The 26,839-nt window shown below is 66.9% G+C and carries 25 protein-coding genes; 10 read left to right on the top strand and 15 right to left on the bottom strand.

The genetic code is table 11. The features are described from left to right. Positions 1-83 precede the first annotated feature (83 nt). Positions 84-1,274 (bottom strand): acyl-CoA dehydrogenase, encoded by a 1,191-nt coding sequence (locus tag BFD71_RS08495; RefSeq protein WP_069262798.1) that lies wholly within the window; start codon positions 1,272-1,274, stop codon positions 84-86. A 127-nt stretch (positions 1,275-1,401) separates the two neighbouring features. Between BFD71_RS08495 and BFD71_RS08490 the strand changes: the two genes are divergently transcribed. Next, a complete protein-coding gene (locus tag BFD71_RS08490) occupies positions 1,402-2,202 on the top strand; it encodes an IclR family transcriptional regulator (protein WP_305120751.1) in 801 nt (266 codons plus the stop codon). A gap of 78 nt (positions 2,203-2,280) precedes the next feature. Here the strand turns inward: BFD71_RS08490 and argF are convergent, their stop codons facing one another. Further along, positions 2,281-3,210, bottom strand: coding sequence for an ornithine carbamoyltransferase (gene argF / locus BFD71_RS08485; RefSeq protein ID WP_069262796.1), 930 nt, complete (start codon positions 3,208-3,210; stop codon positions 2,281-2,283). Positions 3,211-3,835: 625 nt separating this feature from the next. Between argF and BFD71_RS08480 the strand changes: the two genes are divergently transcribed. After that, a complete protein-coding gene (locus BFD71_RS08480; RefSeq protein ID WP_069262795.1) occupies positions 3,836-4,183 on the top strand; it encodes a DUF3579 domain-containing protein in 348 nt (115 codons plus the stop codon). Positions 4,184-4,321: 138 nt separating this feature from the next. Here the strand turns inward: BFD71_RS08480 and rpsT are convergent, their stop codons facing one another. Then, positions 4,322-4,594 (bottom strand): 30S ribosomal protein S20, encoded by a 273-nt coding sequence (rpsT, locus tag BFD71_RS08475; protein ID WP_069262794.1) that lies wholly within the window; start codon positions 4,592-4,594, stop codon positions 4,322-4,324. A gap of 436 nt (positions 4,595-5,030) precedes the next feature. Here rpsT and murJ point away from each other — a divergent pair, with 436 nt between their 5' ends. After that, positions 5,031-6,581, top strand: coding sequence for a murein biosynthesis integral membrane protein MurJ (gene murJ / locus BFD71_RS08470; RefSeq protein ID WP_069262793.1), 1,551 nt, complete (start codon positions 5,031-5,033; stop codon positions 6,579-6,581). Between the two features lie 5 nt (positions 6,582-6,586). Then, positions 6,587-7,426: a SirB1 family protein gene (locus tag BFD71_RS08465; RefSeq protein ID WP_035513442.1), complete on the top strand. Its 840-nt coding sequence runs from the start codon at positions 6,587-6,589 to the stop codon at positions 7,424-7,426. Positions 7,427-7,505: 79 nt separating this feature from the next. On the opposite strand, the gene BFD71_RS08460 is transcribed toward BFD71_RS08465, so the two are convergent. The 5 genes from BFD71_RS08460 to lpxK form a co-directional block, all read right to left on the bottom strand. Next, positions 7,506-8,264 (bottom strand): SDR family NAD(P)-dependent oxidoreductase, encoded by a 759-nt coding sequence (locus BFD71_RS08460; protein WP_069262792.1) that lies wholly within the window; start codon positions 8,262-8,264, stop codon positions 7,506-7,508. 200 nt (positions 8,265-8,464) lie between these two features. After that, positions 8,465-9,127 (bottom strand): adenylate kinase, encoded by a 663-nt coding sequence (adk, locus tag BFD71_RS08455; RefSeq protein WP_069262791.1) that lies wholly within the window; start codon positions 9,125-9,127, stop codon positions 8,465-8,467. Positions 9,128-9,427: 300 nt separating this feature from the next. Beyond that, positions 9,428-10,231 carry a 3-deoxy-manno-octulosonate cytidylyltransferase gene (gene kdsB / locus BFD71_RS08450; RefSeq protein ID WP_069262790.1) on the bottom strand — a complete coding sequence of 268 codons (804 nt, stop codon included), beginning with the start codon at positions 10,229-10,231 and terminating at the stop codon, positions 9,428-9,430. 162 nt (positions 10,232-10,393) lie between these two features. After that, positions 10,394-10,597: a Trm112 family protein gene (locus BFD71_RS08445; protein WP_042266182.1), complete on the bottom strand. Its 204-nt coding sequence runs from the start codon at positions 10,595-10,597 to the stop codon at positions 10,394-10,396. Next, a complete protein-coding gene (gene lpxK / locus BFD71_RS08440; RefSeq protein WP_069262789.1) occupies positions 10,578-11,657 on the bottom strand; it encodes a tetraacyldisaccharide 4'-kinase in 1,080 nt (359 codons plus the stop codon). The genes BFD71_RS08445 and lpxK overlap by 20 nt, the downstream gene beginning before the upstream one ends. Before the next feature lie 555 nt (positions 11,658-12,212). Between lpxK and xseA the strand changes: the two genes are divergently transcribed. Continuing rightward, a complete protein-coding gene (gene xseA, locus BFD71_RS08435) occupies positions 12,213-13,589 on the top strand; it encodes an exodeoxyribonuclease VII large subunit (RefSeq protein ID WP_069262788.1) in 1,377 nt (458 codons plus the stop codon). A 386-nt stretch (positions 13,590-13,975) separates the two neighbouring features. Further along, the gene (gene sodB / locus BFD71_RS08430; RefSeq protein ID WP_042266176.1) at positions 13,976-14,554 is read left to right on the top strand and encodes a superoxide dismutase [Fe]; all 579 of its coding nucleotides are present in this window, start codon (positions 13,976-13,978) and stop codon (positions 14,552-14,554) included. Between the two features lie 106 nt (positions 14,555-14,660). Here sodB and BFD71_RS08425 read toward each other — a convergent pair whose 3' ends face one another. After that, positions 14,661-15,236, bottom strand: a complete 576-nt coding sequence (locus tag BFD71_RS08425; protein ID WP_069262787.1) for an isochorismatase family protein — start codon at positions 15,234-15,236, stop codon at positions 14,661-14,663. A gap of 63 nt (positions 15,237-15,299) precedes the next feature. On the opposite strand from BFD71_RS08425, the gene BFD71_RS08420 reads away from it, so the two are divergent. Next, positions 15,300-15,950, top strand: coding sequence for a TetR/AcrR family transcriptional regulator (locus BFD71_RS08420; RefSeq protein ID WP_069262786.1), 651 nt, complete (start codon positions 15,300-15,302; stop codon positions 15,948-15,950). 25 nt (positions 15,951-15,975) lie between these two features. Here BFD71_RS08420 and clpP read toward each other — a convergent pair whose 3' ends face one another. After that, entirely contained in the window at positions 15,976-16,620 is a 645-nt protein-coding gene (gene clpP / locus BFD71_RS08415) for an ATP-dependent Clp endopeptidase proteolytic subunit ClpP (RefSeq protein WP_069262785.1), read from the bottom strand. A 174-nt stretch (positions 16,621-16,794) separates the two neighbouring features. Here clpP and BFD71_RS08410 point away from each other — a divergent pair, with 174 nt between their 5' ends. Next, positions 16,795-17,907 (top strand): sigma-70 family RNA polymerase sigma factor, encoded by a 1,113-nt coding sequence (locus BFD71_RS08410; protein ID WP_069262784.1) that lies wholly within the window; start codon positions 16,795-16,797, stop codon positions 17,905-17,907. 24 nt (positions 17,908-17,931) lie between these two features. Here the strand turns inward: BFD71_RS08410 and BFD71_RS08405 are convergent, their stop codons facing one another. The 3 genes from BFD71_RS08405 to BFD71_RS08395 all read right to left on the bottom strand — a co-directional run bounded on the left by BFD71_RS08405 (position 17,932) and on the right by BFD71_RS08395 (position 22,507). After that, a complete protein-coding gene (locus BFD71_RS08405; RefSeq protein ID WP_069262783.1) occupies positions 17,932-19,203 on the bottom strand; it encodes an EAL domain-containing protein in 1,272 nt (423 codons plus the stop codon). Positions 19,204-19,482: 279 nt separating this feature from the next. Continuing rightward, positions 19,483-20,925, bottom strand: a complete 1,443-nt coding sequence (gene mdtD, locus BFD71_RS08400) for a multidrug transporter subunit MdtD (protein ID WP_069262782.1) — start codon at positions 20,923-20,925, stop codon at positions 19,483-19,485. Between the two features lie 130 nt (positions 20,926-21,055). Continuing rightward, positions 21,056-22,507 carry an aminotransferase-like domain-containing protein gene (locus BFD71_RS08395; protein ID WP_069262781.1) on the bottom strand — a complete coding sequence of 484 codons (1,452 nt, stop codon included), beginning with the start codon at positions 22,505-22,507 and terminating at the stop codon, positions 21,056-21,058. A gap of 226 nt (positions 22,508-22,733) precedes the next feature. Between BFD71_RS08395 and BFD71_RS08390 the strand changes: the two genes are divergently transcribed. Then, complete coding sequence (locus BFD71_RS08390; protein ID WP_069262780.1) at positions 22,734-23,114, top strand: DUF2917 domain-containing protein; 381 nt, start codon at positions 22,734-22,736, stop codon at positions 23,112-23,114. Between the two features lie 24 nt (positions 23,115-23,138). Here the strand turns inward: BFD71_RS08390 and BFD71_RS08385 are convergent, their stop codons facing one another. Next, on the bottom strand, positions 23,139-24,389 hold the full coding sequence (locus BFD71_RS08385; RefSeq protein ID WP_069262779.1) for a citrate synthase family protein: 1,251 nt from the start codon (positions 24,387-24,389) through the stop codon (positions 23,139-23,141). A gap of 144 nt (positions 24,390-24,533) precedes the next feature. On the opposite strand from BFD71_RS08385, the gene BFD71_RS08380 reads away from it, so the two are divergent. Then, entirely contained in the window at positions 24,534-25,961 is a 1,428-nt protein-coding gene (locus tag BFD71_RS08380; RefSeq protein ID WP_069262778.1) for a CoA transferase, read from the top strand. A gap of 21 nt (positions 25,962-25,982) precedes the next feature. Here BFD71_RS08380 and BFD71_RS08375 read toward each other — a convergent pair whose 3' ends face one another. After that, positions 25,983-26,729, bottom strand: a complete 747-nt coding sequence (locus BFD71_RS08375) for a GntR family transcriptional regulator (RefSeq protein WP_069262777.1) — start codon at positions 26,727-26,729, stop codon at positions 25,983-25,985. Positions 26,730-26,839 lie beyond the last annotated feature (110 nt).

The following is a 26,839-nucleotide window of genomic DNA, read 5'->3' as shown; positions in this document are numbered from 1 at the left end:
CACGGGCGCCGAAACAGAAACGCCGCACGAAACGAATCGTGCGGCGTTTTTTCATGCGCCGGCGAAGCCGGGCAGGGCGGCGATCAGAAGAACGCCTGAATGCCCGTTTGTGCGCGGCCGAGGATCAGCGCGTGGATGTCGTGCGTGCCTTCGTACGTGTTCACCACTTCGAGATTCACGAGGTGGCGCGCCACGCCGAACTCGTCGGAAATGCCGTTGCCGCCCAGCATGTCGCGGGCGAGACGCGCGATGTCGAGCGACTTGCCGCACGAGTTGCGCTTCATGATCGACGTGATCTCGACGGCCGCCGTGCCTTCGTCCTTCATGCGGCCAAGACGCAGGCAGCCCTGCAGCCCGAGCGTGATTTCCGTTTGCATGTCGGCGAGCTTCTTCTGGATCAGCTGGTTCGCGGCAAGCGGGCGGCCGAACTGCTTGCGGTCGAGCACGTACTGGCGCGCGGTGTGCCAGCACGATTCCGCGGCGCCGAGCGCGCCCCAGGCAATGCCGTAGCGCGCCGAGTTCAGGCAGGTGAACGGACCGCGCAAGCCCTTCACGCCCGGCATGAGGTTTTCTTCCGGCACGAACACTTCGTCGAGCACGATTTCGCCGGTGATCGAAGCGCGCAGACCCACCTTGCCATGGATAGCCGGCGCCGACAGACCCTTCCAGCCCTTCTCCAGAATGAAGCCGCGGATGTCGTCCTTGCCGTCTTCTTCGAGCTTCGCCCAGACGACGAAAACATCGGCGATCGGCGAGTTCGTGATCCACATCTTCGCGCCCGAGAGCGCGTAGCCGCCGTTCACTTTCTTCGCGCGCGTGACCATGCTGCCCGGGTCCGAGCCGTGGTTCGGCTCCGTGAGACCGAAGCAGCCGATCCATTCGCCGCTGGCGAGCTTGGGCAGGTACTTCTGCTTTTGCGCTTGCGAGCCGAATTCGAAGATCGGCACCATCACGAGCGACGACTGCACCGACATCATCGAGCGATAGCCCGAGTCGATGCGCTCGACTTCGCGCGCGATGAGGCCATAGGCGACGTAATTGAGGCCGGGGCCGCCGTATTGCTCGGGAATCGTCGGGCCGAGCAGGCCGACTTCGCCCATCTCGCGGAAGATCGAGGCGTCTGTCTTCTCGTGGCGGAACGCTTCCAGCACGCGCGGCGCGAGCTTGTCCTGGGCATACGCGGCGGCGGCGTCGCGCACCATGCGCTCCTCTTCGGTGAGCTGCTGGTCGAGCAGAAGCGGGTCTTCCCAATGGAACTGGGCGTGTGCGGCCATGGTGTCTCTCCTTTCCTCAAATCCTTGAAATGGGCAGATTTGCGCTTGACGTGAGTTCCGCTATGCGGAACAATGTTTTGCAAATTGACTTTAGTGTAGCACCAGGGCGCCCATGTCTGCATCCGGAATGACTACGACTTCCTCTTTTTCTGCTTCGCTGGCCGAGGGGCCGGTCGACGAGCGCAAGTTCGTCGTGGCGCTCGCCCGCGGGCTCGACCTGCTGCGGGCATTCCGCCCCGGCGAGACGCTGCTCGGCAACCGCGATTTCGTGGAGCGCACGGGCCTGCCCAAGGCGACCGTGAACCGGCTCGCATACACGCTCACCGTGCTCGGCTATCTGCGCTTTGACGAATCGCTAGGCAAATATGCGCTCGACGCCGGGGTGCTGTCGCTCGGCTTTGCGCTGCTTTCCGGCACGGACACGCTCGAACTCGCCCGCCCGCATATGCGCGCATTCGCGCGCGAGGTGGGCGCCGCGGTGTCGCTGGGGTGCCGTGACGGCCTCGACGTGATCTATCTGGAGACGATCCGCAGCGAGACGGCGCTCACGCTCGGCCTCGCGTCGGGCTCGCGGCTCTCGATGCTGACGAGTTCGATGGGCCGCGCGTATCTGGCCGTGCAGCCCATCGATGTGCGGATGGCGTTGTTCGCGGAACTGGAGAAGACAGCGGGCGCCGAAGGGCCGGCGTTGGTTGCGGCCGCGAAACACGAGATCGAGGTGTTCGGCAAGGAGGGGTGCTGCTATTCGTTTCGCGACTGGCACGAAGACGTCAACGCGGTGGCGGTGCCGTTTCGCGAGCCGCGCGAGCGTCGCTGGCTCGTGCTCAGCTGCAGCGGGCCGGCTTCGTCGATGGGCCCCGAGGTGTTTCGCGAGCGCGTGGCGCCGCTTCTGAAGTCGCTGGCGCGCCGTCTTGGTGAAACGGTCTGATGAACGAGGCGCGCGCCGCAGCGCGCACAAAAAAGCCGACTTTCAGGTCGGCTTTCTTCTTGGTGATGTGCGCGAGGCTCAGTGGTTCAGGCGGCCGAGCAGCAGGAACTCCATGAGCGCCTTCTGCACGTGCAGGCGGTTTTCCGCCTCGTCCCAGACTACGCTCTGCGGGCCGTCGATCACCTCGGCGCTCACTTCCTCGCCGCGGTGCGCGGGCAGGCAGTGCATGAAAAGCGCATCGGCGTTGGCGCGGGCCATCATCGGCGCGTCCACGCACCAGTCGGCGAAGGCCTGCTTGCGCGCTTCGTTTTCGGCCTCGAAGCCCATGCTGGTCCAGACGTCGGTCGTGACGAGGTCGGCGCCGTCGCAGGCGTCGTGCGGGTCGTCGAACACTTCGTAGAACGGTTTGCTTTCCGGCGCGACCAGCGCCGGATCGAGCGGATAACCCGGCGGCGTGGAGATGCGCAGCTTGAAGCCGAGGATTTGCGCAGCTTCGATCCACGTGTAGAGCATGTTGTTGGCGTCGCCGACCCACGCCACGGTCTTGCCGCGGATCGGACCGCGGTGCTCGTAGTACGTGAAGATGTCGGCCAGCACCTGGCAGGGGTGGTACTCGTTCGTGAGACCGTTGATGACCGGCACGCGCGAGCTTTCGGCGAAGCGCTGCAGGATGTCCTGGCCGAATGTGCGGATCATGATGATGTCGACCATGCGCGAGATGACCTGCGCCGAATCTTCGATCGGCTCGCCGCGGCCGAGCTGCGTGTCGCGCGTGTTCATGAACACCGCGTGGCCGCCCAGCTGGAAGATACCCGCTTCGAACGAAAGGCGCGTGCGCGTGGAGCTCTTCTCGAAGATCATCGCCAGCGTGCGGTCGTGCAGCGGGTGATAGGTCTCGTAGTTCTTGAACTTGCGCTTCAGGATGCGCGCACGCTCCAGCACATATTCATATTCGTCAAGGGAGAAATCCTTGAACTGCAGGTAATGGCGTATGGTCCGGGAGGTCATGAAACAAAAACGGCGCCCGATCCGGCCTCGAACTACAGGATTGGGCCGGCGACGCCGCTGCGGTTGGTGGTAAGTCAAAGCAGCATAAAGGATTTTACGCATTTTGACGAGTTGCCCAAAATATAGGCAGGGCGGCCCGGCGTACGGTGGGTGGCACTTTTGCGACGGCTTTCGTGCCTGTTTTGCGGGCAGCGCGAGAGCCCGGATCCAGCCTTTCAAGTGCCTTGTGTGCACTGCGTCAAAACGGTCAGTGCGCTATAATCCCAGAGATTTCTTAGGCACGACAAACGGGCCCTGAACGTGTGTGACGGCAAGGTGGCAACACCTCGCGGCCGCGCCAGGCAAGCCCGCTGGAGCGGCCTGTGCGCCGACTGGCAGTGCGCCGCGAAATCGTCTTGTCGATCCCGTTGCGAGACCTGCTTGCGACACGCGTCGGCGGCGATTATCGAGACTTTACGCCAGGCGGGATGCGCGGCAGCCGTTTCCTATCCATCGGACTGTCCATGCGTGTGGCGGCGGGCGACCCCCGCGGCCGGCGTTCCGCGGTACCCGCGCGGGCGCAGCGCTCGTGCCGCCGTTACACGCTGCAAACGCACCCAGCAGCTACACACACAGGTACTCCTGCATGGCCGACGAAGCTCCAACCGAATACTTCATTCAAGGCATCACCAGCGCGGGGAAGAAGTTTCGTCCGAGTGACTGGTCGGAGCGCCTCGCCGGGGTGATGTCGAGCTTTGGTCCGAAAGCGTCGGCCAATGCTCGCGGCCCGAATGCGTATCTGCGCTACTCGCTCTATGTGCGCCCGACGATGATCGGCGACCTCAAGGTCGTCGTGCTGGACTCGCGCCTGAAGGACATCGAGCCCATGGCCTTCAATTTCGTGATGAACTTCGCGAAGGACAACGACCTCGTCGTGACCGAGGCGTGCGAACTGCCTCACGACCACGCCACGCAGCAAGCCAACGTGCGCTGACGGCGCGGCGAAGGCAACGGACGGACCCGCCTCGGCGGGTTTTTTTGCGCCCGACAGAAACAAAAACCCGCCGAGGCGGGTTTTTTGTGGTGCAGCTCAAAGAGGGGATGCCAGCCGTGGCCGGCAATCCGGATCTCTTTACTGCGCGGCTTGCATTGCCTTGACGGCAGCAGCCAGGCGGCTCTTATGGCGAGCGGCCTTGTTCTTGTGAACGATCTTCTTGTCGGCGATGATGTCGAGCGTCTTGCCCGAGGCCTTCAGAACTTCAGCAGCCTTAGCCTGGTCGCCGGCGTCGATTGCCTTGCGAACAGCCTTGATGGCGGTGCGGAACTTCGAGCGCAGTGCCGAGTTGTGCGAGTTTGCTTTCGCGGCCTGACGGGCGCGCTTGCGTGCTTGTGCGGAGTTTGCCATTGCGATTCCTTGTGATTGCGGAGCGTGGCGCGACCGACGCTCTTTGCCTGGATTTGAACGACCGGCAGCGATGCCTCAAACGTTCAAAACGGTATTTGCCAGCTGAGTTTCGCTCAACCAGCCGCGCCTTTTGTGCCAGAGCGGGTTGCTGACGCCGGGTTGCCGACGCTTTCCCGCCCCCTTTCCAAGACGCGTTTCGAGCCCTCTAGGAGAACTCGAATCGATAATTATAGCAACAGAATCATGAGGGTGGCAATCACAGTGCGATAGCGAAGACAAGCGCCGCCGGACGTGAACGCCTTTCACGCGACACGGTCACAATCAGCGCGCCTGGTCTTTGCCTCCCGCTCGCCTGCGGCGTCGTGCGGGGTTTTGCGCCGACCTTTGCGCTGCGCATCCGCGATGGAGCGGACGACGCCCGTATAATGACCGCCCCATGAATCTATTCCGAGCCCTGCTGACAGTCAGCGGCTTCACGCTGCTGTCGCGCGTGACCGGTCTGGCCCGAGAAACGCTGATTGCGCGCGCCTTCGGTGCGAGCCAGTACACCGACGCTTTCTACGTCGCGTTTCGTATTCCCAACCTGCTGCGCCGCATCTCGGCGGAGGGCGCCTTTTCGCAGGCGTTCGTGCCGATTCTCGCGGAGTTCAAGAACCAGAAGGGCCACGACGCCACACGCGCGCTGGTCGACGCCACCTCGACCGTGCTTGCCTGGGTGCTCGCCGTCCTCTCGTTGCTCGGCATTTTCGGCGCATCGTTCGTCGTGATCGTGGTCGCGTCGGGCTTGAAGAGCGACGGGCAAGCGTTCCCGCTTGCCGTCACGATGACGCGCATCATGTTCCCCTATATCGTGTTCATCTCGCTGACGTCGCTCGCGTCGGGCGTGCTCAACACGTACAAGCAGTTCTCGCTGCCCGCGTTCGCGCCGGTGCTGCTCAATGTCTCGTTCATCACGGCGGCAGTGGCCTTCGCGCCGCACATGAAGCAGCCCGTCTACGCGCTCGCGTGGGCCGTGATCGTCGGCGGCGTGCTGCAGTTCATCGTGCAGTTGCCGGGCTTGAAGCGCATCGACATGATGCCGCGCATCGGCCTGAACCCGCTCAAGGCGCTCGCGCACAAAGGCGTGAAGCGGGTGCTCGCGAAGATGGTGCCCGCCATGTTCGCCGTTTCGGTCGCGCAGATCAGCCTCATCATCAACACCAATATCGCCTCGCGTCTGGGGCCCGGCGCGGTGTCGTGGATCAACTACGCCGACCGCCTGATGGAGTTCCCGACCGCGCTGCTCGGCGTGGCGCTCGGCACGATCCTGCTGCCGAGCCTCTCGAAAGCGCACGTCGATGCCGATCCGCACGAGTACTCGGCGTTGCTCGACTGGGGCCTGCGCGTGACGTTCCTGCTTGCCGCGCCTTCGGCCGTCGCGCTCTTTTTCTTCGCCGAGCCGCTCACGGCCACGCTGTTTCACTACGGCAAGTTCGACGCCACGTCCGTCATCATGACGGGCCGCGCGCTCGCGGCCTACGGCGTGGGGCTCGTCGGCCTCATCCTCATCAAGATCCTCGCGCCCGGCTTCTACGCGCGTCAGGACATCAAGACGCCGGTCAAGATCGGTGTGGGCGTGCTCATCGCCACGCAGATCAGCAACTACCTCTTCGTGCCGATCTTCTCGCACGCGGGCTTGACGCTCTCGGTCGGCCTCGGCGCCTGCATGAACGCGCTGCTGCTGTTCATCGGGCTGCGCCGCCGCGGCATCTATATGCCGTCCTCCGGCTGGGCGACGTTCTTCGTGCAGTTGCTCGGGGCATGTCTCGTGCTGGCCGGGGCGATGCACTGGTGCGCCATCAGCTACGACTGGATCGCACTGCGTCATGCGCCGCTCGAGCGCATCGCGTTGCTCGGTGCGTGCCTCGTCCTGTTCGCGGCGCTATATTTCGGTATGCTTTGGCTGATGGGCTTCAAATACGCGTACTTCAAGAGGCGGGCGAAGTGACGACGATGACTACGCGGGTTCTGGATTATTTCAGCGCGCTCGTTGCCGACGACGAGAGCCTGCCGCTCACCGAGGCGGCACTCGCGATCGCGCAGGACGCTTATCCCGATCTCGATCTGCAAGGCACGCTTGCCGAGATCGACGAACTCGCGCTGCGTGTGCGCCGCCGCATGCCCGAAGGGGCGGACGTGCGCCAGCAGGTTGCCGTGCTCAACCGCTGCTTCTTTCGCGAGATGGGTTTCGCGGCCAACCTCAACGACTTTCTCGACCCTGAAAACAGCCATCTGAACGCCGTGCTCAAACGCCGGCGCGGCATCCCCATTTCGCTGGCGGTGCTGTATCTGGAAATGGCGACCCAGCTCGGCCTGCCGGTGAAGGGCGTGTCGTTTCCGGGACATTTTCTGCTGCGCGTGGCGTTGCCCGAAGGCGACGAGATGCTCGATCCCACCACGGGCCGCACGCTCACCGAATCCGACATGGTGGAGATGCTCGAGCCGTTCGTGGCCAACGCCGGCGATTCCGTGGCGCGCGCGCTGCGCATGCTGCTCGAGCCGGCCACCCGTCGCGAGATCGTCGCGCGCATGCTGCGCAACCTGAAGTCGGTCTATCTGCAGACCGAGCGCTGGCAGCGCCTGCTGGCCATCCAGCAGCGGCTCGTGATCCTGCTGCCGGAGAACATCGAGGAAGTGCGCGACCGCGGCTTCGCTTATGCTCGGCTCGACTATCTGCGCCCGGCGCTCGAAGACCTCGAACACTATCTCGACGAGCGCCCCGACGCGGAAGACGCGACCGTCGTCGAGTCGCAGCTGCACGAGTTGCGCCAGCGCACGCTCGATAACGACTGAAACCCGCGGCCTGGCCGCAGAAAAAAGCCCGCGATTGTCGTCGCGGGCTTCTTTTATCGTGCGGGGAGAGGCCGCGCCGTTACTTCGGCTGCATGCGGATCGCGCCGTCCAGACGGATCACCTCGCCGTTGAGCATCGGATTCTCGACGATCTGCTTGACGAGCATCGCGTACTCATCCGGCTTGCCGAGGCGCGGCGGGAACGGGACCATCGCGCCGAGCGCATCCTGCACCTCCTTGGGCATCCCGAGCAGCATCGGCGTTTCGAAGATGCCGGGCGCGATCGTCATCACGCGGATGCCGCTGCGCGAAAGGTCGCGCGCGATCGGCAGCGTCATTGCGACGACGCCGCCCTTCGACGCGGCGTAGGCCGCCTGGCCGATCTGGCCGTCGTAAGCGGCTACTGAAGCCGTGTTGACGATCACGCCGCGCTCGCCGCCCTCGCTGGCTGCGGTCTGGGCGATGGCGGCCGCACCGAGGCGGATCATGTTGAAGGTGCCGATCAGATTGACCGAAATGGTCTTCGAGAACGTGTCGAGCGGATGCGGGCCGTCCTTGCCCACGGTCTTCACGGCGGGCGCGATGCCCGCGCAGTTCACGAGGCCGCGCAGCGTGCCGCGCGCAGTTGCCGCGGCCACGGCGCGCGCGCCGTCGTCCTCGCTCGCGACGTTGCACTTCACGAACGTGCCGTCCAGTTCCTTCGCGAGCGCGTTGCCGGCGTCCTCATTGAGGTCGGCGATGACGACCTTGCCGCCTTCGGCCGCAATCAGACGCGCGCTGGCCGCGCCGAGCCCCGACGCGCCGCCGGTGATGAGAAATACGTTGCCGCGGATTTGCATCTTTCGTCTCCTGTTGTTGTGGCCATGCTGTCCCGCGTAGAGAGGCAATGCGCGCGAGACTCACCAAAAACAAAACGGGCCGGCTGGCGTCGCGTCCCGAATCACCTCGGGAGTGCGGCGCCAGCCGGCCCGCAGGCAAACCAGCAAGTATGCCGAAACCGGCTCCGGGGCGGACTTTGACCCGGCGGACTTTGGCCCGCTTACTTGAGCGCTTCGAACGCGCGCTCGCGAATTTCGTCGACGCTGCCGAGGCCCGAGATGGCGCGATACTGCGGCGCCTGCAGGCCGTTTTCCTCACCGCGCTTCGCCCAGTCGCTGTAGTAGGCGATGAGCGGCTTGGTCTGGGCGACGTACACGTCAAGACGCTTGCGCACCGTTTCTTCCTTGTCGTCGTCGCGCTGGACGAGCGGTTCGCCCGTCACGTCGTCCGTCATGTCCACTTTCGGCGGATTGAACTTGACGTGATACGTGCGGCCCGAAGCCGGGTGCATGCGGCGGCCGCTCATGCGCGTGATGATCTCGTCGAACGGCACGTCGATCTCGAGCACGTAGTCGATCGCGACGCCCGCCTGCTTCATCGCTTCGGCTTGCGGCAGCGTGCGCGGGAAGCCGTCGAACAGGTAGCCGTTCTGGCAGTCGGGCTCCTGAAGGCGCTCCTTCACGAGATTGATGATGAGCTCGTCGGTCACGAGTTCGCCGGCGTCCATGAATCGCTTCGCTTCGAGGCCAAGCGGCGTACCGGCCTTGACGGCCGCGCGCAGCATGTCGCCCGTCGAGATTTGCGGAATGCCGAACTTTTCCTTGATGAAGGTTGCCTGGGTTCCCTTGCCCGCGCCCGGGGCGCCCAACAGGATCAAACGCATGTGAACAATCTCCGATCTGTGTGAATTCTTGCGGCGCGGCGGCTGCCCCGCACGCGCGGTGGGGCGGCATCGTCAGCGTCGTGCGTCTCCTCGCCCGTTCGCTCACGGCCGTCGAGGCAGTGCTGGCGGGGGCGACGGCATGTCCCGCGCGGCTTTCGCCCGGTGTTCATGAGTGGCACTGGACACGGGGCGGCGCTGCAAGACGGTGCCGAAAAGCGGGGAAACCCCGACGCACAAAGGCTTTAGACGGCTCGCGCAAACAATTGATTATGCCATGGGATTTTTGCCCCACGGACGGAATTAAGGCCGGTATAACGCCTGCACACGGGCGAGGTCGGCGGGGGTGTCGACGCCCGGCGCGGGTGCCTCGGTCGTCACGAGCACCGCGATGCGCTCGCCGTGCCACATCGCGCGAAGCTGCTCCAGTGCCTCGACCTGCTCGATCGGCGAATGCGCGAGCGAGGGGTAGCTGCGCAGGAATTTCGCGCGGTACGCGTACAGGCCGATGTGGCGGTAGACGGTCGCGGGAGCCGGCGGGGCGGGCATTGCGCCGAGATCGAGGCGCGCCGGCGACCAGTGGGGCTGCCAGGCGTCGCGGGCCCAGGGAATGGGCGCGCGCGAGAAGTAGAGTGCAACGCCGCGTGCGTCCAGCACGACCTTCACGACGTTCGGGCTGAAGATTTCATCAGGCGCCGTGATGGGATGCGCGGCAGTGGCGATCGCGCATTCGGGGTGCGCGGCGAGGTGCGACGCAACGTCGCACACGAGCGCGGGGTCGATCAGCGGCTCGTCGCCCTGCACGTTGACCACGATCGCTTCGTCGCTCCAGCCGTAGTGCTCGGCGACTTCGGCGAGGCGGTCGGTGCCCGACGGGTGGTCGGCGCGCGTGAGCACGGCCTCGAAACCGTGGGCGCGGGCGGCGTCGAGTACGCTCTGGGCGTCCGAGGCGATCAGCACCTGCTGCGCGCCCGAAGCGCGCGCGCGCTCGGCCACGCGTACCACCATGGGCTTGCCGCCGATGTCGGCGAGCGGTTTGTTCGGCAGCCGCGTGGACGCGAGACGCGCCGGGACGACGGCGATGAAGGGTTGCACGGGTGCGGTCATGGCCAGTTCGAGCTAGGACAGGAAAGGGGGATTGGCGAAACCGGTTCGGGAAACCGCCTTGGGAGACGACAGCGCGCCGGGGGGCGGCGCGCGTGACCCGGTTTCGAGCCGGCAAGACGAGATGAGCGGAGTGAGCGGCGCGGGTGCCGCCGCCCGCGCGCCTTACGCGGCGCTCGGCCCGTGCGGATCGACCGGCGTGCCTTCCACGGTTTGACGCGCTTCGTCGACGAGCATGACCGGAATGCCGTCCCGGATCGGGTAGGCGAGCTTGTCGGCGTTGCAGATCAGCTCCTGCGCGGCGCGGTCATAGCTGAGCGGGCCCTTGCAGATCGGGCAGACCAGGATTTCAAGCAGACGAGCGTCCACGAAGTTTCTCCACAACCAGGGTAATGAGGCGATGATCGAGCGCGGCTTCAACGGGGACGACCCAGATGCGCGCGTCGTTCCAGGCCCCCAATTTTACTGCATCCTTTTCAGTGACCAGGATCGCGTCGGCGGTGACGTCGGCGAACGGGTTGGTTGCGTAGGCATAGTGGTCGGGCAGCGGCAGCGTTTGCGGCGCGAGGCCGGCCGCGCGCAGCGTCGCGAAAAAGCGCTCCGGCGAACCGATGCCGGCCGCCGCCACGAGGCGCAGCGCGCCCGGCGATCCCTGTGTGCCTGCGTCTTGCCCCACTGCGGCCGCGCCGGCGGCAAACTGCGCGAGCGGACGGCGCAGCGCCGGATTGGCGAGATGCCAGGCGTCGGCGGGTTCGAGCTTGAGCGCGAACGTATTGGGCCAGGCCGGCAGCGTGCGCTCGAACGGGTTGTTCACCAGCGTGGCGTCGCGCCGGCGCGAGAGCGGCTCACGCAGCGGGCCCGCCGGCAGCAGAAAGCCATTGCCGCCCAGGCGATGGTCGAACACCACGATCTCGACGTCGCGCACCAGGCGGTAGTGCTGCAGGCCGTCGTCGCTCACGATCACGTCGACATCGCCGTGAGCGCCGCACAGCGCCGTGGCCGCGGCCACGCGGTCGGGCGAGACCCAGACGGGCACGCCCGTGCGGCGGGCGATCAACAAGGGTTCGTCGCCGCAAAGGCGCGCGGGCGTATCTGCCGTGACGGGCGTGGGGCGGGCGATTTTCGCGCCATACCCGCGCGAGACCACGCCCGGCGAGAAGCCCGCGGCGCGCAGCGCCTCGACGAGCGCGATCACCGTGGGCGTCTTGCCCGTGCCGCCCACGGTCACGTTGCCGACCACCACCACGGGCACGCCCACACGAACGCTCTTGAGCCAGCCCGCCGCGAAGGCGGCGCGGCGCGCACCGCTCACGGCGGCGAACGCGGCGGCGAGCGGCGTGAGCCCCCAGGCGAGTGCGCCGCGGCGTTGCCAGGCGTGCGCAAACTGCGCTTCGAGGCGTTCCTTGAGACTGGAGACGGGGCCGCTCATCGGCAATATGCGCGGTAATTTGCGCGCGAAGCGCCGCACGCGGTATGCGGGAAGCAGACAGGCAGGGCGGGCATCGGGTCGGTTCTCCGGTTCCAGGTGAGCTGAGCGACAAACAGGACGGCAGACGAATGACCTGCGCATGCGAGTGATGCGGCACAGGCGTTCGTGAACCCGGCACTCTAGCGCGGGTAGGCGTTACGCGGCAAGTTGCCGGGCCGCACGCAACTGTCGGTTGCCTGCAAGCCGCGCGAAACGCCCGAAAAATCGACGCCTGTGGATAACTTTGTGGAGAAGTACATCCCGGGAAGGCGCAAAAGCCCATTCCTCGGCCTCTCCATCGGCCTGTAAGGATGTGATATCGATAAAAAACGTATAGAAATCAATGGCGTGAGCGATTTTTTCAGCGTTTGCGGGCCGGCTGCGGTCAGCATGCCGCATGACAGCGCCGATGTGGACACTTCGCGGGGCTTGCGGGCCGGGTCTCATTCGTGCTGGACTATCGCCCCCCGAACGGTCTATCGTCTGTCCGGCCAAGGTTTCTCAACACCCTTACGCATGCTATCCGACCGCTTCTCCGCTTCCTCCGCGCCTTCGGGCGACGTCGTCGTGCCGGTCTCGGCGCTCAACCGGGCGATCGCCTCGATGCTCGAGCGCACGTTCCCGCTTGCATGGATTTCCGGCGAAGTTTCCAACTTTACGCGCGCCGCGAGCGGCCACTGGTACTTCTCGATCAAGGACGCCCAGGCGCAGATTCGCTGCGTGATGTTCCGTGGCCGTGCGCAGTACGCCGAATTCACGCCGCGCGAAGGCGACCGTATCGAAGTGCGCGCGCTCGTCACGATGTACGAGCCGCGCGGCGAACTCCAGCTGAATGTCGAGGCCGTGCGGCGTACCGGCCAGGGCCGCCTTTATGAAGCCTTCCTGCGGCTGAAGGCGCAACTCGAAGCCGAAGGGCTCTTCGACCCTGAGCGCAAACGCGCGCTGCCCTCGCATCCGCGCGCCATCGGCGTGATTACGTCGATGCAGGCCGCCGCGCTGCGCGACGTGCTGACCACGCTGTGCCGCCGCGCGCCGCACGTGCCGGTGATCGTCTACCCCGCGCCGGTGCAGGGCGCGGGCTCGGCGGAAAAACTCACGGCGATGCTGGAGACAGCGAACGCGCGCAACGAGGTGGACGTGCTCGTGCTGTGCCGCGGCGGCGGCTCGATCGAGGACCTGTGGTCGTTCAACGACGAGGCGCTTGCCCGCGCGATCGCGGCCAGCGCCATTCCCGTGGTGAGCGGCGTGGGGCACGAAACCGATTTCACGATCGCCGATTTTGCCGCCGACGTGCGCGCGCCGACGCCCACTGGCGCGGCGGAACTCGTTAGTCCGCAGCGCACGCTGCTGCTGCGCGACCTCGACCAGCGCCATGCCACGCTCGCACGCGATTTCGGCCGTCTGCTCGAGCGGCGCGCGCAGCAGCTCGACTGGCTGGCGCGCCGGCTCGTTTCGCCCGTCGAGCGGCTCGCGCAGCAGCGCACGCACCTGCGCCAGCTGACGATACGGCTCGCTTCGGCCGGCTCGCGTGCCAGCGCCGAGGCGCGTGCGCGCCTGAACGTCATGCAGATGCGCTGGCAGCGCGCGCGGCCCGACGCCGCCGCGCAGCACGCCCAGCTGGAGTCGCTCGGCCGGCGTCTGGACGGCGCCTTCGCGCGCCAGCGCGAGCGCGAAGCGGCGCGCGTTTCGGAGCTCACGGCCCGCCTCGAAGTGCTGAGCCCGCAACGCACGTTCGAGCGCGGCTACGCGGCGCTGCTCGATGCGCAAAGCGGTGCAGCGGTGCGCTCGCCCGCCACGCTCAAGCCCGGCAAGCGGCTCACCGTGCATCTCGCGCAGGGCAGCGCCGACGTCGCGCTCGCCGATGTCCAGCCGCGTCTCGCCGACGGTTTCTGATCTGGGCTCGCAGCCGGCCTGCCGGGCGCGTTGCTTGCTGCTCAGCGAGGCACCGGCGCAATCGCCCGATCGCTTCGCCTCGACGAAATATCGTCGAGGCAAGCGATTGTTGCAGTCTCGTTGCAGGAAGTTTGCACACCGGTTGCGCGAAGATTGCAACGCGATTGCAGCCGTCTCGCCTGCGCGCCAAGCAGGCATGGAAAGCGTTGTTCGAGCGTCGTTGCATCGGCGCAAAACGCATCGCGGTTCATTCGGAAAAGCCCTGCGCAAACGATATCCGGCATAAAGGCCGCTCGTTTGCGGGGTTATTCCAACTCGCCTACAATCGAGTGCTCCATGCCGGTTATCACGCAGAACTCCCCATAACACGACGAAGGAACCGCATCATGTCATTTACGCTCCCGCCGCTGCCGTTCGCGAAGAACGCCCTCGCTCCGCACATGTCGGAAGAGACGCTCGAGTTCCACTACGGCAAGCACCACCAGGCTTACGTCACGAATCTGAACAACCTGATTCCGGGCACCGAGTTCGAAAAGCTCTCGCTCGAAGAGATCGTCAAGAAGTCGTCGGGTGGCGTGTTCAACAACTCGGCGCAGATCTGGAATCACACGTTCTTCTGGAACAGCCTCTCGCCGCAAGGCGGCGGCGCACCGTCGGGCGCGCTCGGCGACGCGATCAACGCGAAGTGGGGCTCTTACGACGCGTTCAAGGAAGCCTTCACGAAGGCTGCCGTGGGCAACTTCGGTTCGGGCTGGACGTGGCTCGTGAAGAAGGCTGACGGCTCGCTCGACATCGTGTCGACCAGCAACGCCGCCACCCCGCTCACGACCGACGCCAAGGCGCTCCTCACGATCGACGTGTGGGAACACGCTTACTACATCGACTACCGCAACGCGCGTCCGAAGTTCGTCGAAGCGTTCTGGAACATCGTGAACTGGAACTTCGCAGCACAGAACTTCGCGTAATACGAAGCCCTGCTGAATGCGCCGCACTGGCTGCGGCACATGCAAAAGCCCTCGATGCGAGTCGAGGGCTTTTTTGTTTTGTGCGAAGCGTTTTATACAAACGAAATTACGCAAACGCGGCGATGGTTTCCTGCGTCGAGCGCACGTGGCCCATGTGGCGGAACAGTTTCTCGAACGAAAAGTGATGCATCTCTTCGTTCAGACCCGAGGTGGCATCTTCGACGAACACGAGCTTGAAGCCGAGATCGAACGCCGCGCGCGCGGTGGATTCGACGCCGAAGTTCGTGGCGATGCCGCCGATGACGATGGTGTCGATGCCGCGGCGGCGCAGTTGCTGCTCGAGGTTCGTGCCGTAGAACGCGCCCCACTGGCGCTTGGCGACGATCACGTCCTCGGGTTGCGCGCCGATCTCGGGCACGAGTTCCGAGGCTTCGGCCGGTGCGGGCGGCGTGTCGGGCGTGCGGCCGGGCGCGTCGGCGGGCAACGCGAGCAGTTCGTTCAGGAGCACGTGCACCCAGACGACGGTGCCGCCCTTGGCGCGCAGTGCGTCGGCGAGCGGTTTGGCGTTGGCGACGACCTGCGCGCCGCTATAGGGCGCGATCTGGCGGCCTACGATGCCGTGCTGAAGGTCGATCATCACGAGCGCCGTGGTGCGCGCATTCAGTGAAAGTGCTTGCGTCATGGTTCACCTATATGTGAGGATGGCTTCACATAATCATACACGAATGTGAAGGAGGCTTCAGATATGGCGGCAGACCCGCTTGCGCGCAAAGAGGCGCAAAAGGAAGAGGCACGCGCCAACGCCCGGCGCGTGCCGCGTCAGGAACGCGCGGCGCGCACGGTCGACGCGCTGCTCGAAGCCGCAGGCGAAGCCTTCGCCGAGCGCGGCTTCGAAGCGGCGACGATGACGCAGATCGCGCAGCAGGCGGGCGTTTCGGTGGGCGCGGCGTATCAGTACTTTCCGAACAAGGAGGCACTGGCCCTCGCGCTGCGCAAGCGCTATGGCGACGAAATGGACGCGCGCTGGAGCGCGCTCATCGCCGCGCACGACGATGCAGGCAAGCTGCCGCTCGCGCAACTCGTCGAGCGGCTGTTCGACTTGATGGTCGATCTGATGCACGACTATCCCGCGTATTTGCCGCTGCTTTCCGTGCCGCTCGGCTTCAAGCGCGATGCGGCCGTGCGCAATCTGCTGCGCCAGCGTTTCACGGCGCTCTTCCTGCGTTATCAGCCGGCGCTTGCGTCGGACGAGGCCTATCGCGTGGCCGAAGTCATGCTGCAGGTCATCAAGAGCCTCAACCCACTATACGCCGCGGCGAAGCCGAAGGAGCGCAAGCTGCTGGTCGCCGAGTACAAGGGCGTGCTGGCGGCGTGGCTCGCCGTGCGGCTCGCGTGAGCCCGCGAGCCGCGGACACATCGCTTTAGCGCAGCAACGGATCGTCGCGCGACTCGAGCACGCGGTCGATCAGGCCGTACTCGGCGGCCGCGTGGGCCGACATGAAGTTGTCGCGGTCGCTGTCGTGCGCGATCTGCTCGATGCCGCGTCCGGTACGCGCGGCGAGTATCGCGTTCAGGCGCTCGCGCAGGTACAGGATCTCGCGCGCCTGCAGCTCGACATCGGCGGCGGTGCCCTGGCCGCCTCCCGAAGGTTGATGGATCATGATGCGTGCGTTCGGTAGTGCGAAGCGTTTTCCCTTTGCACCCGCGGCGAGCAAAAACGACCCCATGCTGGCGGCGAAGCCCGTGCACAGCGTCGAGACATCGGGCTTGATGAATTGCATCGTGTCGTAAATGGCGAGTCCGTCGTAGACCGAACCGCCCGGCGAGTTGATATAGAAGCTGATGTCCTTGTCCGCGTTTTCCGCTTCGAGAAAGAGCAGTTGCGCGACCACGAGGCTCGCGCTTTGTTCGGTCACCGGCCCGACGAGGAACACGATGCGCTCGCGCAGGAGGCGTGAGTAGATGTCGTAGGCGCGCTCGCCGCGCCCCGAGGTTTCGATCACGGTCGGGACGAGATTGAGCGCGTTCGGCGGCAATGCTGCATGATTCAGTGCAAAGGATGGCATGACGGGCCTCGTGTTTTTTCCGTAGGCGGCGCGATTGCGCCACTGCTGCCATGACGCCCGCCGCGGGTCGCCCGTGACGAAAATATTTTTGCGTGAGGCTGTCACGCCGGCCGCGTGCCGGACGTCATGAGGGAAAGGGCGGCAGCGAGCACGCATGGCGAAGGAGCGAAGCGAATGACGCAGGCGATCGACACAATCGAAGGAACGAGTCCGGAAGGCACCGGGTGTAATGAGGCAGCGACCCCAGTGAGCGACGAAGCCGATCCGGCACCGGCAGCGTGGAACGACGCGCGCAGCGCCGCCGCCTTCGGCGAGGCGCGCGCTCGGCTCATTGCGCTGGCCGCACGCGTGCTGGGCAGCCGTGCGGAGGCCGAGGACGTCGTGCAGGACGCGTGGTTCCGCTGGCGCGACGCGGACGCACAAGCCCTGCGCGTCCCGCAGGCGTGGCTCGCCACGGTCACCGTGCGCCTTGCGATCGACCGGCTGCGGCGTTTGCGTCGCGAGCAAGCGGGCGAACACGAGGCCGCGTGGCTCGACGACGCGGCGCCTTCTGCGGAAGAGGCGGGCTTGCGCGCGCGGCGCTTCTCGGACGCGCTGCTGCTGCTGCTCGAAAAGCTGGGACCGCTCGAGCAGGCGGTGTTCGTGCTGCGCGAGGCCTTCGACTGCGACTACGCGCAGATCGGCGCGCTCACCGGCTGCACGAACGAGCATTGCCGGCAGATCGTGCGGCGCGCCCGTGTTCGGCTCGCTCGCGAGGCCGTGCCGCAAGCGGCGCCAGCAGACAAAGTGCAGCACGCGCGCACGGTCGAGCGCTTGCGTGACGTACTGCAAGCACAGGATCGCGTGGGATTGATGGATTTGCTGGGGGTGACGGCAAACGCGCTGGTCGTGGCGAGCGCGGCCGAAGAGTCTCGCAGCGAGGTCCCGCAAGAAGCGCCCGTTGCGCGCGTTCTGCGCGCCGAAGCGCTTGCGCTGGACGGCGAGCCGGGCGTGGCGCTCGTCGCGCAGGACGGCGCGCTCGCCGCCTGGCTGCATGTGCGCGACGACCGCGACGGGCTGCCCGAGCCGGTGGTTTGTGTCGCGGCGTTGGAAGAAGGGAGCGCCGAGCCGGCCAACCGGCTCCAGGCGGCCAACCGGGCTTTCGGCGGGGAGGCGGTGCGCAAGATGCTGGCCCGGCTCGCTTCGAGCGACGGCGCGGTGTGCGTGTCCACGCTTACCGTCACCGCTCGCGCGTGCGCCACACACGGCTGCGCGACGCTGCTCACCGAGCCGCTCGTCCTCGCGTAAGCCAGGCCTCGGCCTGAATGGGCGCTAGCCGCGCAACGCGGCGTCCCAGTTGATATCGACGCACAGTACCTGCACGCCGTGCTCCGTTTGCAAGGCGACCGAGGCCGTGACGCACAGGTGCGCCTCGTTGATCGACAGATAGGGCGGCGTGAACTGCACGCGGCCTGGCGCCTTCCTTGCGCCGATGAAGTAAGGCCGCCGTTCCCAGCTTGCGCCTTCAGAATGCAGCAGCGGCCGGAAGCGCTTGGCGCGCTGCGACGTGCGGCCGTCGGGCAGCACGTTGTCGCCGATCTGGCGGCCCGACGCGTCGAGCAGGAAGCAGCGCGCCGTGTCGTCGAGGCCGAGCAGCGGCAGCGTAGCGTCGCTCATGTTCGCGCCCTCGGCAAGCTGCTTCGCGGCCGCTTCGATGGCGCTCACGTACGGCGCGAGGCGCGCCGACTGCGAACGCTCGCGCGCGGCCACGCGCTCGCGCAGGCGCGCCGAAAGATCGTCCATGAGCTGCGCGGCCTTGGCCGGCGGCACGGGCTCGACGTCGGGCCGCGCGAAATACGCGCCCTGCACGAAGTCGGCGTTGCTTTCCAGCGCGATCAGCGCGTCGCGCTCGGTCGAAAGGCCGCCTACGAGCACGAGCTGACCCGACTCGTGCAGCATCGAGACGAGCCCCGGCAGCACGCGCTCGATATGCGCGTGGCGGCTCGCCTGGGCGAGCAGGCTGCGGTCGAGCGTGACGATGTCGGGCCGCACCTGCCACACGCGGTCGATGTTCGAATGCTTCGCGCCGAAGCCATCCAGCGCGATCACGAAGCCCGCCTTGCGCAATCCGTCGATGATCTCCGCGAAGCGCGAATTCTCGCCCCCTGCCTGTTCCGACACTTCCAGCACCACGCGTTGCGGCTGCAGGCCGAGCGCCTTGAGGCCGGCGAGCAGGGCGTCGCCGTAGCTCGTGTCCATGAGCGCGGCCGGGTGCAGGCTCAGAAAGAGCCATTCGTCATGCGAATCGAACGCGTTGAAGTTGCCCAGATGCAGCGATTCCGCGAGACGCCCCAGTTCGAGCAGGTCGCCGCGGCGCGCCGCCTGCGTGAACACCTCCTGCGACGGCGCCTGCTGGCCTTGCTCGTCGTGCGCGCGCAGCGACGCGTGATAGCCGATCGCGCGCCGGTGCGCGACCGAAAACACCGGCTGGAACACGCTGAAGACGGTGTAGCCGCCGTATAGCACGGTGCGGCGGGCGCCTTCTTCGCCGGCGATGGGGCGAGACTGGAAACCGGGGGGATCGATGTCGATCATGCTGGTCATTTCGTTTCGATGGCGCTCGGGACGGACGTGACGGGCGGGACGCGTGAGCGTCAAGTTTACAGGATAGAACAGCAAAAAGTGTGCGAGTGCCGGGTCCAGCGGCCGTTCACCCGTGCAATGGCGCACGTGCTATTTCGGGATGGTGTGCGGGATGGTGCGTGAATCCGGCGCGAAACCAGGCGACGCACAGCCACGAGGCGCGCCGCACCTTTGCGGTGCGCGCGCCGGCGGTGAGGATGCGACCGCAACGACCCCGGGCCCGGCTTGTCAGGCGCGCTGTCAGGTCCGCTCGGACGGATCGGTCTTCTTCGCGGTGCGGCGCAGGTCCGACGAGAGCTGCGCGAAGATCCACGACGAGCCCGCCGTAATGATGCCCACGCAAATGAAGGTGGCGTGGAACGCCGGAATCACGTTCTCGCCCGTCTTGTGGCCCATGATGCCCGTGAAGGTGGTGAGCAGCGCGCCCGCGACGGTCACGCCGAGGCTCATCGAGAGCATTTGCACGAGCGAGAAAAGGCTGTTGCCGCTACTCGCGCCGCCCGTGCCGAGGTCCTTGAGCGTGAGCGTGTTCATCGCCGTGAACTGCATCGAGTTCACGGCGCCGAAGATCGCCAGTTGCGCGATGCGCATCCACAGCGGCTCGTGGGGCGTGGAAAGCGCGAAGCTCGCCATCATGAGGCCCACGAGCACCGTGTTCGACACCAGCACGCTGCGGTAGCCGTAGCGCATGATGAGATACGTCACGAGGCGCTTGGAGAACATGCCCGCGGCGGCCGTGGGCAGCATCATGAGGCCGGCCTCGAACGCCGTGTAGCCGAGCGCCACCTGAAGCAGCAGCGGAATCAGATACGGCATCGCGCCGCTGCCGATGCGCGCGAACAGGTTGCCGAGCAGCCCCACGCTGAAGGTGTGGATCTTGAAAAGGTCGAGCGAAAAGATCGGCTGTGGCGTGCGCACCGCGTGCAGACCGTAGGCCACGAACGCGGCGAGCGAAAGGATGAAGAGCACGAGCACGGTGGCGTGCTGGATGCCGAATTCGCTGCGCCCGTCGAGCGCGAACGAAATCGCGAGCATGCCGATCACGAGCAGCAGGTAGCCCGGCAGGTCGAAGCGCGGCGTGTCGGGGTTGCGGCTGTCGGGCATGAAGATGAAGGTGGCGATGCAGCCCACCACGCCCACCGGCACGTTGATGAGAAAGATCCAGTGCCACGAGGCGATCTGCACGAGCCAGCCGCCGAGCGTCGGGCCGATGAGCGGGCCGATCAGCCCCGGAATCGCCACGAACGAGAGCGCGGGCAGATAGCGTTCCGCGGGAAACGTGCGCAGCACGGCAAGACGGCCGACCGGCAGCAGCATGGCGCCGCCCACACCTTGCGCGACGCGCGAGGCCACGAGCTGGTTCAGTGTATGGGCGCTCGCGCACAGGAGCGAGCCGACCGTGAACACGAAGATGGCGCCGAGGAACACGCGCCGCGTGCCGAGCTTGTCCGCGAGCCAGCCCGATACGGGAATCATCACCGCCATCGTGAGCGAATACGCGATCACGACTGATTGCATGCGCAACGGTAGTTCGCCGAGGCTCCTCGCCATCGCCGGCAACGCCGTGTTGACGATGGTCGAATCGAGGGTCTGCATGAAGAAGCCGGTGGCGACGAGCCACAGCATCACGGACAGCGAGCGGGGCGACGCAGTGGTGCTGGACGCAGCGGTGGATTCGGACATGGGCGAGGAGAGGGGCGCGCAGGCAAGCGCCATTGTAGGGAAAACGGCGCGCGCACGCAGACGGCCGGGCCGGCTGCCGCAAATGTGGCGTAAGCGGCCGAGGCGCCGGGGCGTGCGGCGCCTCGCGCGTTTATCCGTCGAGGCGCGCCGCCGCCGCGAAGAAAGCCTGGGCGCGCGGGTCGAGCGTGAGCGCCACGTTGATGCGAATCCACGGGCTCGCCTCGCCTTGCGGGCGGAAGTGGCTGCCCGGCGAGACCGCCACGCCGAGCGGCTCGCCGCAGGCAGCGAGTCGGGTGGAATCCTCCACGTGCGGCACGCGCGCCCAGACGAACTTGCCGCCCGTTTGCGCATAGCCGCGCGCCGCGCTCGCCGCGGCGGTCGACGCCGCCGCGCTGCCGAACAGCTCCCACCCATGCGCTTCGAGCGTGCGCGTGGCCGACCCTTGCGCCTCGGCGATGCGCCGGCGCAGTCGTTCGAGGTATTTGCGATACGCGCCGCGCTCGAGCAGCGTGGCGGCCACGGCCTGCGAGAAGCGCGAGCCGCTGATGCTGGTGAGCGCCTTGATGGCCGCGAGATCGCGCACGATCGCCGGGTTGGCGACCACGTAGCCCACGCGCAGCGCCGAGGAGAGCGTCTTCGAAAGTCCGCCCACGTACACGACGTGCTCGAACTGGTCCAGCGCCGCGAGCCGGTCGGTGGGATCGGCCTGAAAGTCGGCGTAGATGTCGTCCTCGACGATCGTGAAGCGGTGCTCGCGCGCGAGTTGCAGCAGGCGGAACGCGACAGGCGGCGAGATCGTCGAGCCGGTCGGGTTGTGGAACACCGTGTTGACGAAGAACGCGCGCGGATGGTGCTCGGCGAGCATCGCGTGCAAATGGTCGAGGTCGGGTCCGCTCGCCGTGCGGCGGATGCCCACGAGGCGCACCCCGTGCAGTTTCAGCAGACCGTACAGGTTGTAGTAGCCTGGGTCCTCGACAAATACCGTGTCGCCGGGCTTGAGCATGTAGCGCATGAGCAGGTCGAGGCCTTCGCTCGCGCCTTCGGTAATGAGGATCTGCTGCGTCTCGGCGACGATGCCAAGCGGCGCGAGCCGGTTGCGCAGATGCTCGCGCAGCGTGGCGTCGCCCGTTGGCGTGCCGTAGTCGACGAGGCTAGCGGGGTCGCTGCGCGACACATGGCGGATCGCCTGGCCGAGCGCGTCGATGTCGCGCCACGCCTGCGGGATCGAGCCGCTGTCGAGCTGCAGCAGTTCGCCCTCGCGTTCGAGCTGGCTGAGCAGGTGACCCGATTCGTCGGCGGCGTTCGAGAGGTCGCAGGTGCCCATGCCGGAGAGTCCCGAGCGCGCGTGCTCGCTCACGTAAAAACCCGAGCCGTGGCGCGAGTCCAGATAGCCGAGCGAGACGAGCCGGTCATAGGCCTCGATCACGGGAAAGCGGCTGATGGCGTAATCGGCGGCGAACTGGCGGATCGACGGCAGGCGCGAGCCCGGGTGCGCCGCGCGCGAGCGGATCCACGTCTGCACGCCGGTGACGATCTGGTCGGTGAGCGGCACATCGCTCGCGCGGTCGAGTTCGAGTTTCATCTGGGTCTCGCTGGGTAGGCCGCTTGAGGCTGCGGTTTGAAACGGCAGTGACTGTTCGGTTTTTTGGCTGCACAGTTCCAGATGAACTGTTCGGAACTGTACATGGGATCGCGCGTCGCTGATCGCAATAATGCTCCTACCGGGAAGGCGCTTCAAGTCCTTGTCAGCCAGCCTTCCCACGGCCATCCGAGGATGACTCGGCGGCCAGTCTGCAAGGAGCACGGCAATGCGCGAAATCCGAATCTTCGAACTGGAACATGGCGAGCCCGTCGAAACCTGGCGGCTCGGCGAGGCAATTCAATTGCATGTGAGCGAGGGCGAACTGTGGCTCACGATCGCGGGCGACGCCGGCGACTACTGGCTGCGCGCCCGCGAGTCGATCGGACTGGCCGCGGGCGTGCGCGTGCACGTGAGCGCGGGCCGCGAAGGGGCGCGTTTCGTGCTCGCGCTGGGCGGCGCAAGCGCCGCTGCGCCGGCGTGGACGGTGGCGCCGGTCGACATGGAACGCGTGCGCGCGGCGGGTGCGAGCGGTGTCGCGGCGCGCATCGGAGAGGCGTTGCGCGGCTGGGTGCAGCGCGGGCAGTGGGGCGTCCGGGCGGCGGGTTGAGCCGGGTTGGCGTCGTTGCTCGTCCTACGCGATGTGCCGGGCGGCAGGCGTCGTATCGCCTGCCATTTCCCCCACGTAGCGCGCGCGCGGACGGATCAGCCTGCCGTCGGCGGTCTGTTCGAGCGCATGCGCGATCCAGCCCGTCACGCGGCCCGCGGCGAACAGCGTGAACGCCGCGCCGCGCGGCAGGCCCAGCACGCGTTCGATGGCCGCGAGCGCGTAGTCGAGCGTCGGCCGCGCGCCGCTCGTCTCGGCCACGGCCTGGGCGAGCGCGTCGACTTCGTCCATCGGCGAGCGCGCCGGCGCGCGTTGGGCGAGCAGGTCCAGCAAGAGGCGCGCGCGCGGGTCGCCATCAGGATAGAGCGGATGGCCGAAGCCGGACAGCGGCACGGCTGCGCCGAGTTCGTCGGGCGCGAGACGGTCGGCAAGATAGCGATGCAGGTCGTCGGCGCGCGCGGCTTCGTCGAACAGCGCAGCCACGCGCGTGGTTTCGCCGCCGTGGCGCGGCCCGGCCAGCGCGGCCAGGCCGCCCGTTGCCGCGCCGAACAGATGCGTGCCGGTGGAGGTGATGCAGCGCACCGTGAACGTCGAGGCGTTCAGTTCGTGGTCCGCGCACAGCACGAGCGCTGCGCGCAGCAAGTCGGTTTGCGCGCGCGAGCGCACGCCCCACGCCTCGCCTAGCTGGCGGTGCAGCGGCTCGTTCGACGGCGCGGTGGAAACGAGCGCCGCCGCGAGCAGGCGCATGAGCATCGCAGCGGTGTCGATTTGCGCGTCGCGGCCTTGCGCCCAGATGCGCGGCATCTGCGCGGCGGCGGCGGGCAACAGCACGAGCGCGCGTTCGAGCGGTGTGTGCCCGCTCCAGATCTTCAGCCATGCGGACCATTGCGCGGCCGCGATGGGCGCCTCGGGCGCCTGCAGCACGCGGCGCGGCGCGCATTGCCACAGCAGCGCCGCGACCTCTTCGAGCGAGGCCTGACGCGCGAGCGCGATGGCGTCCTCGCCGCGATAAAAGAGCTTGCCGTCGGCGATCAACGTGATCGACGATTCGAGCACGGGCACGCCCCAGTCGAGCACTTTCTGCGCGACCTTGCCCGCGCGCTTGCCGTCGGCTTTGCGGCGCGCGAGGCGGCGCACCTCGGCGGCGTCGTAGCGGTTGTGGCGGCCATGGGGCGAGGGCGCCGAGGCGATGAGTCCGCGGCTCACATAGGCGTAGAGCGTGGCCCGGCTGATGCCGAGTTCGATAGCGGCTTGTTCCGCGGTCATATAGCTGGACATGGTGGCTCGCCTCCTGGAACCGGAGAAATCAATCTATGTTGATCATCATAATCAAGATTGATCCGGGATTCGAGCGGCGCGACGATGCGTGACATCACTACGGCCCGTTTTCTCCACGCTTGCCTAGCAAAAGGACTGCACGCCATGACGCCACGCGACGCGCTCGATCACCTCTGGATGCTGGCGGGCTGCGACCCGTCCGCGCTCGACTGGCTCGACATCGAAGGCGCCGATCCGGGCTTGCCGTCGATTTTTCGCGTGGGCACGCTCGCGGCGGCGAGCATCGGCGCGGCGGGGCTCGCGGCGGCGCAACTGCACGCGCTGCGCACGGGCCGGATGCAGCGCGTGGCGATCGACGTGCGCCGCGCGCTCGCCGCGTTTCGCAGCGAGCGCTATTTGAGCGTGGACGGCCAGCCGCCCACGGAGCTGCGCCATCCGGTGACGGGCCATTTCCCGACCGGTGACGGCCGCTGGATCCAGCTGCACGCGAACTTCCCGCATCACCTCGCGGGCATCCTGCGCGTGCTCCAATGCGCGGACCACCGCGACGCCGTCGCGCGCGCAATTCTTGGCTGGGAGGGCGCGGCGCTCGACGACGCGCTCGCGCAAGCGGGCCTGTGCGCCGCGCTCGTGCGCGCACCGCGCGAATGGGCCGCGCACGAGCAGGCGAAGGCGGTGGCGAGCCTGCCGCTGTTCGAGATCGAGCGCATCGGCGACGCGCCCGCCGAGGCGCCGCGAGCGGGTGGCGGCGCGCGTCCGCTGGAAGGCGTACGCGTGCTCGACCTCACGCGCATCATCGCGGGGCCGGTGGCGGGGCGCACGCTCGGACAGCATGGCGCGGACGTGCTGCTCATCAACGGCCCGCATCTGCCGAACATCGCGCCGCTCGTAATCGACAACGGCCGCAGCAAGCGCTCGGCCTCGCTCGACCTGCGTGACGCAGCCGCGTGCGAGCAGTTACGCGCACTCGCGCGCGACGCCGATGTGTTCGTGCAAGGGTACCGGCCGGGTGCGCTCGCCGCGCGCGGCTTCGCGCCCGAAGCGCTCGCGCAGGTGCGGCCCGGCATCGTGTGCGTGTCGATCGGCGCGTATGGGCATCGCGGGCCGTGGCGCGAGCGGCGCGGCTTCGACAGCCTCGTGCAGTCGGCGAGCGGCATCGTGTGGGCCGAGAGCGTCGCCGCGGCAAAACACGGCAACGGCGCAGCCGGCGCGCAGCCATTCACCACGGCCCGCCCGTTGCCGTGCCAGGCGCTCGATCACGCCACGGGCTATCTCGCCGCGTTCGGCGCGATGGTCGCGCTCGCCCGGCGCATGCGCGAAGGCGGCAGCTGGCACGTGCGCCTTTCGCTCGCGCAAACGGGCCGCTGGCTGCAGACGATGGGCACGCTCGAAGACGGCCAGCAGGCGCCCGAGGTGGGCGCCGCCGATCTCGCCGATTGCCTAGAGGAAATGGACTCGCCGTTCGGGCGCGTGCGCGCGGTGGCGCCCGCCGAGCGGCTTGAACTTACACCTGCGTTTCATGCGCGGCCGCCGGTGCCGATCGGCAGCGATGCGCCGGCATGGAACGACTAGATGCTGTCGCGTTTTCGCGCGCTACTTGCGCAGTTCCGCGACGAAATCGTAATAATCGTTGCGGCAGTAGGTATCGGTGAGTTCGATGGCGCGCTGGTCGGACGTATAGCCCACGCGCGTGATGAGCAGCAGCGCCTCGTTGGGCGCGATGCTCATCTGCCGCGCGATTTCGTCGCTCGCGTTCACGGCGCGAAAGCGTTGCAGCGCGCGCACGATCGAAAGCCCGCGCTGTTCGAGAAAGCTATAGAGCGAATCGCCGATCGCGTTCGGGTCGGGAATCAGCGCGGCGGGAAAGGTCGAGTTTTCGACGGCCATGACGATGCCGTCGGCCAGACGCAGGCGCTTCAGGCGCGTGACGGCCGCCGCCGGCGAGAGCCCGAGTTGGATCACTTCATCGCGGCTCGCGGGCTGGATTTCGCGCGAGAGCCAGCGCGAGCTCGGCGTGAAGCCGCGCTGGCGCAGCATCTCGCTGAAGCTCGTGAGGCGCGAGAGCGGGTCTTCGATGCGCGGCGTGATGAAGCTGCCCGCGCCTTGCGTGCGGCGAATCAGGCCCTGCTCGACGAGCAGCGCGATCGCCTTGCGCGCCGTGATGCGCGAAACGCCGAGCGACTCCGCGAGTACGCGCTCCGAAGGCAGGGCTTCGCCCGCGTTCCAGCGATTGTCGTGGATCGCGAGGCTCAGCTTGCGCGCGAGCTGCAGATAGAGCGGCGTGTCGTTGTCCGGGTCCGGGCGCAGGTCGCGCCAGCGGTCTTCCGTGGGTGCGTTCATGGGAGGCAGGCATGAAAGGCGAACGGCAATTTTATGTCATCGATGCGCAATCGCGGAAATGAACGGCTTGCGAGAGTGCGTATGACCGCATTGCGCGCGAGGCGATACAC

The organism is Paraburkholderia nodosa (genome assembly GCF_001718195.1).
Taxonomy (GTDB): domain Bacteria; phylum Pseudomonadota; class Gammaproteobacteria; order Burkholderiales; family Burkholderiaceae; genus Paraburkholderia; species Paraburkholderia nodosa_A.
The sequence above is the reverse complement of the archived record's forward strand: the minus strand, read 5'-3'. Positions and strand labels throughout refer to the sequence as shown.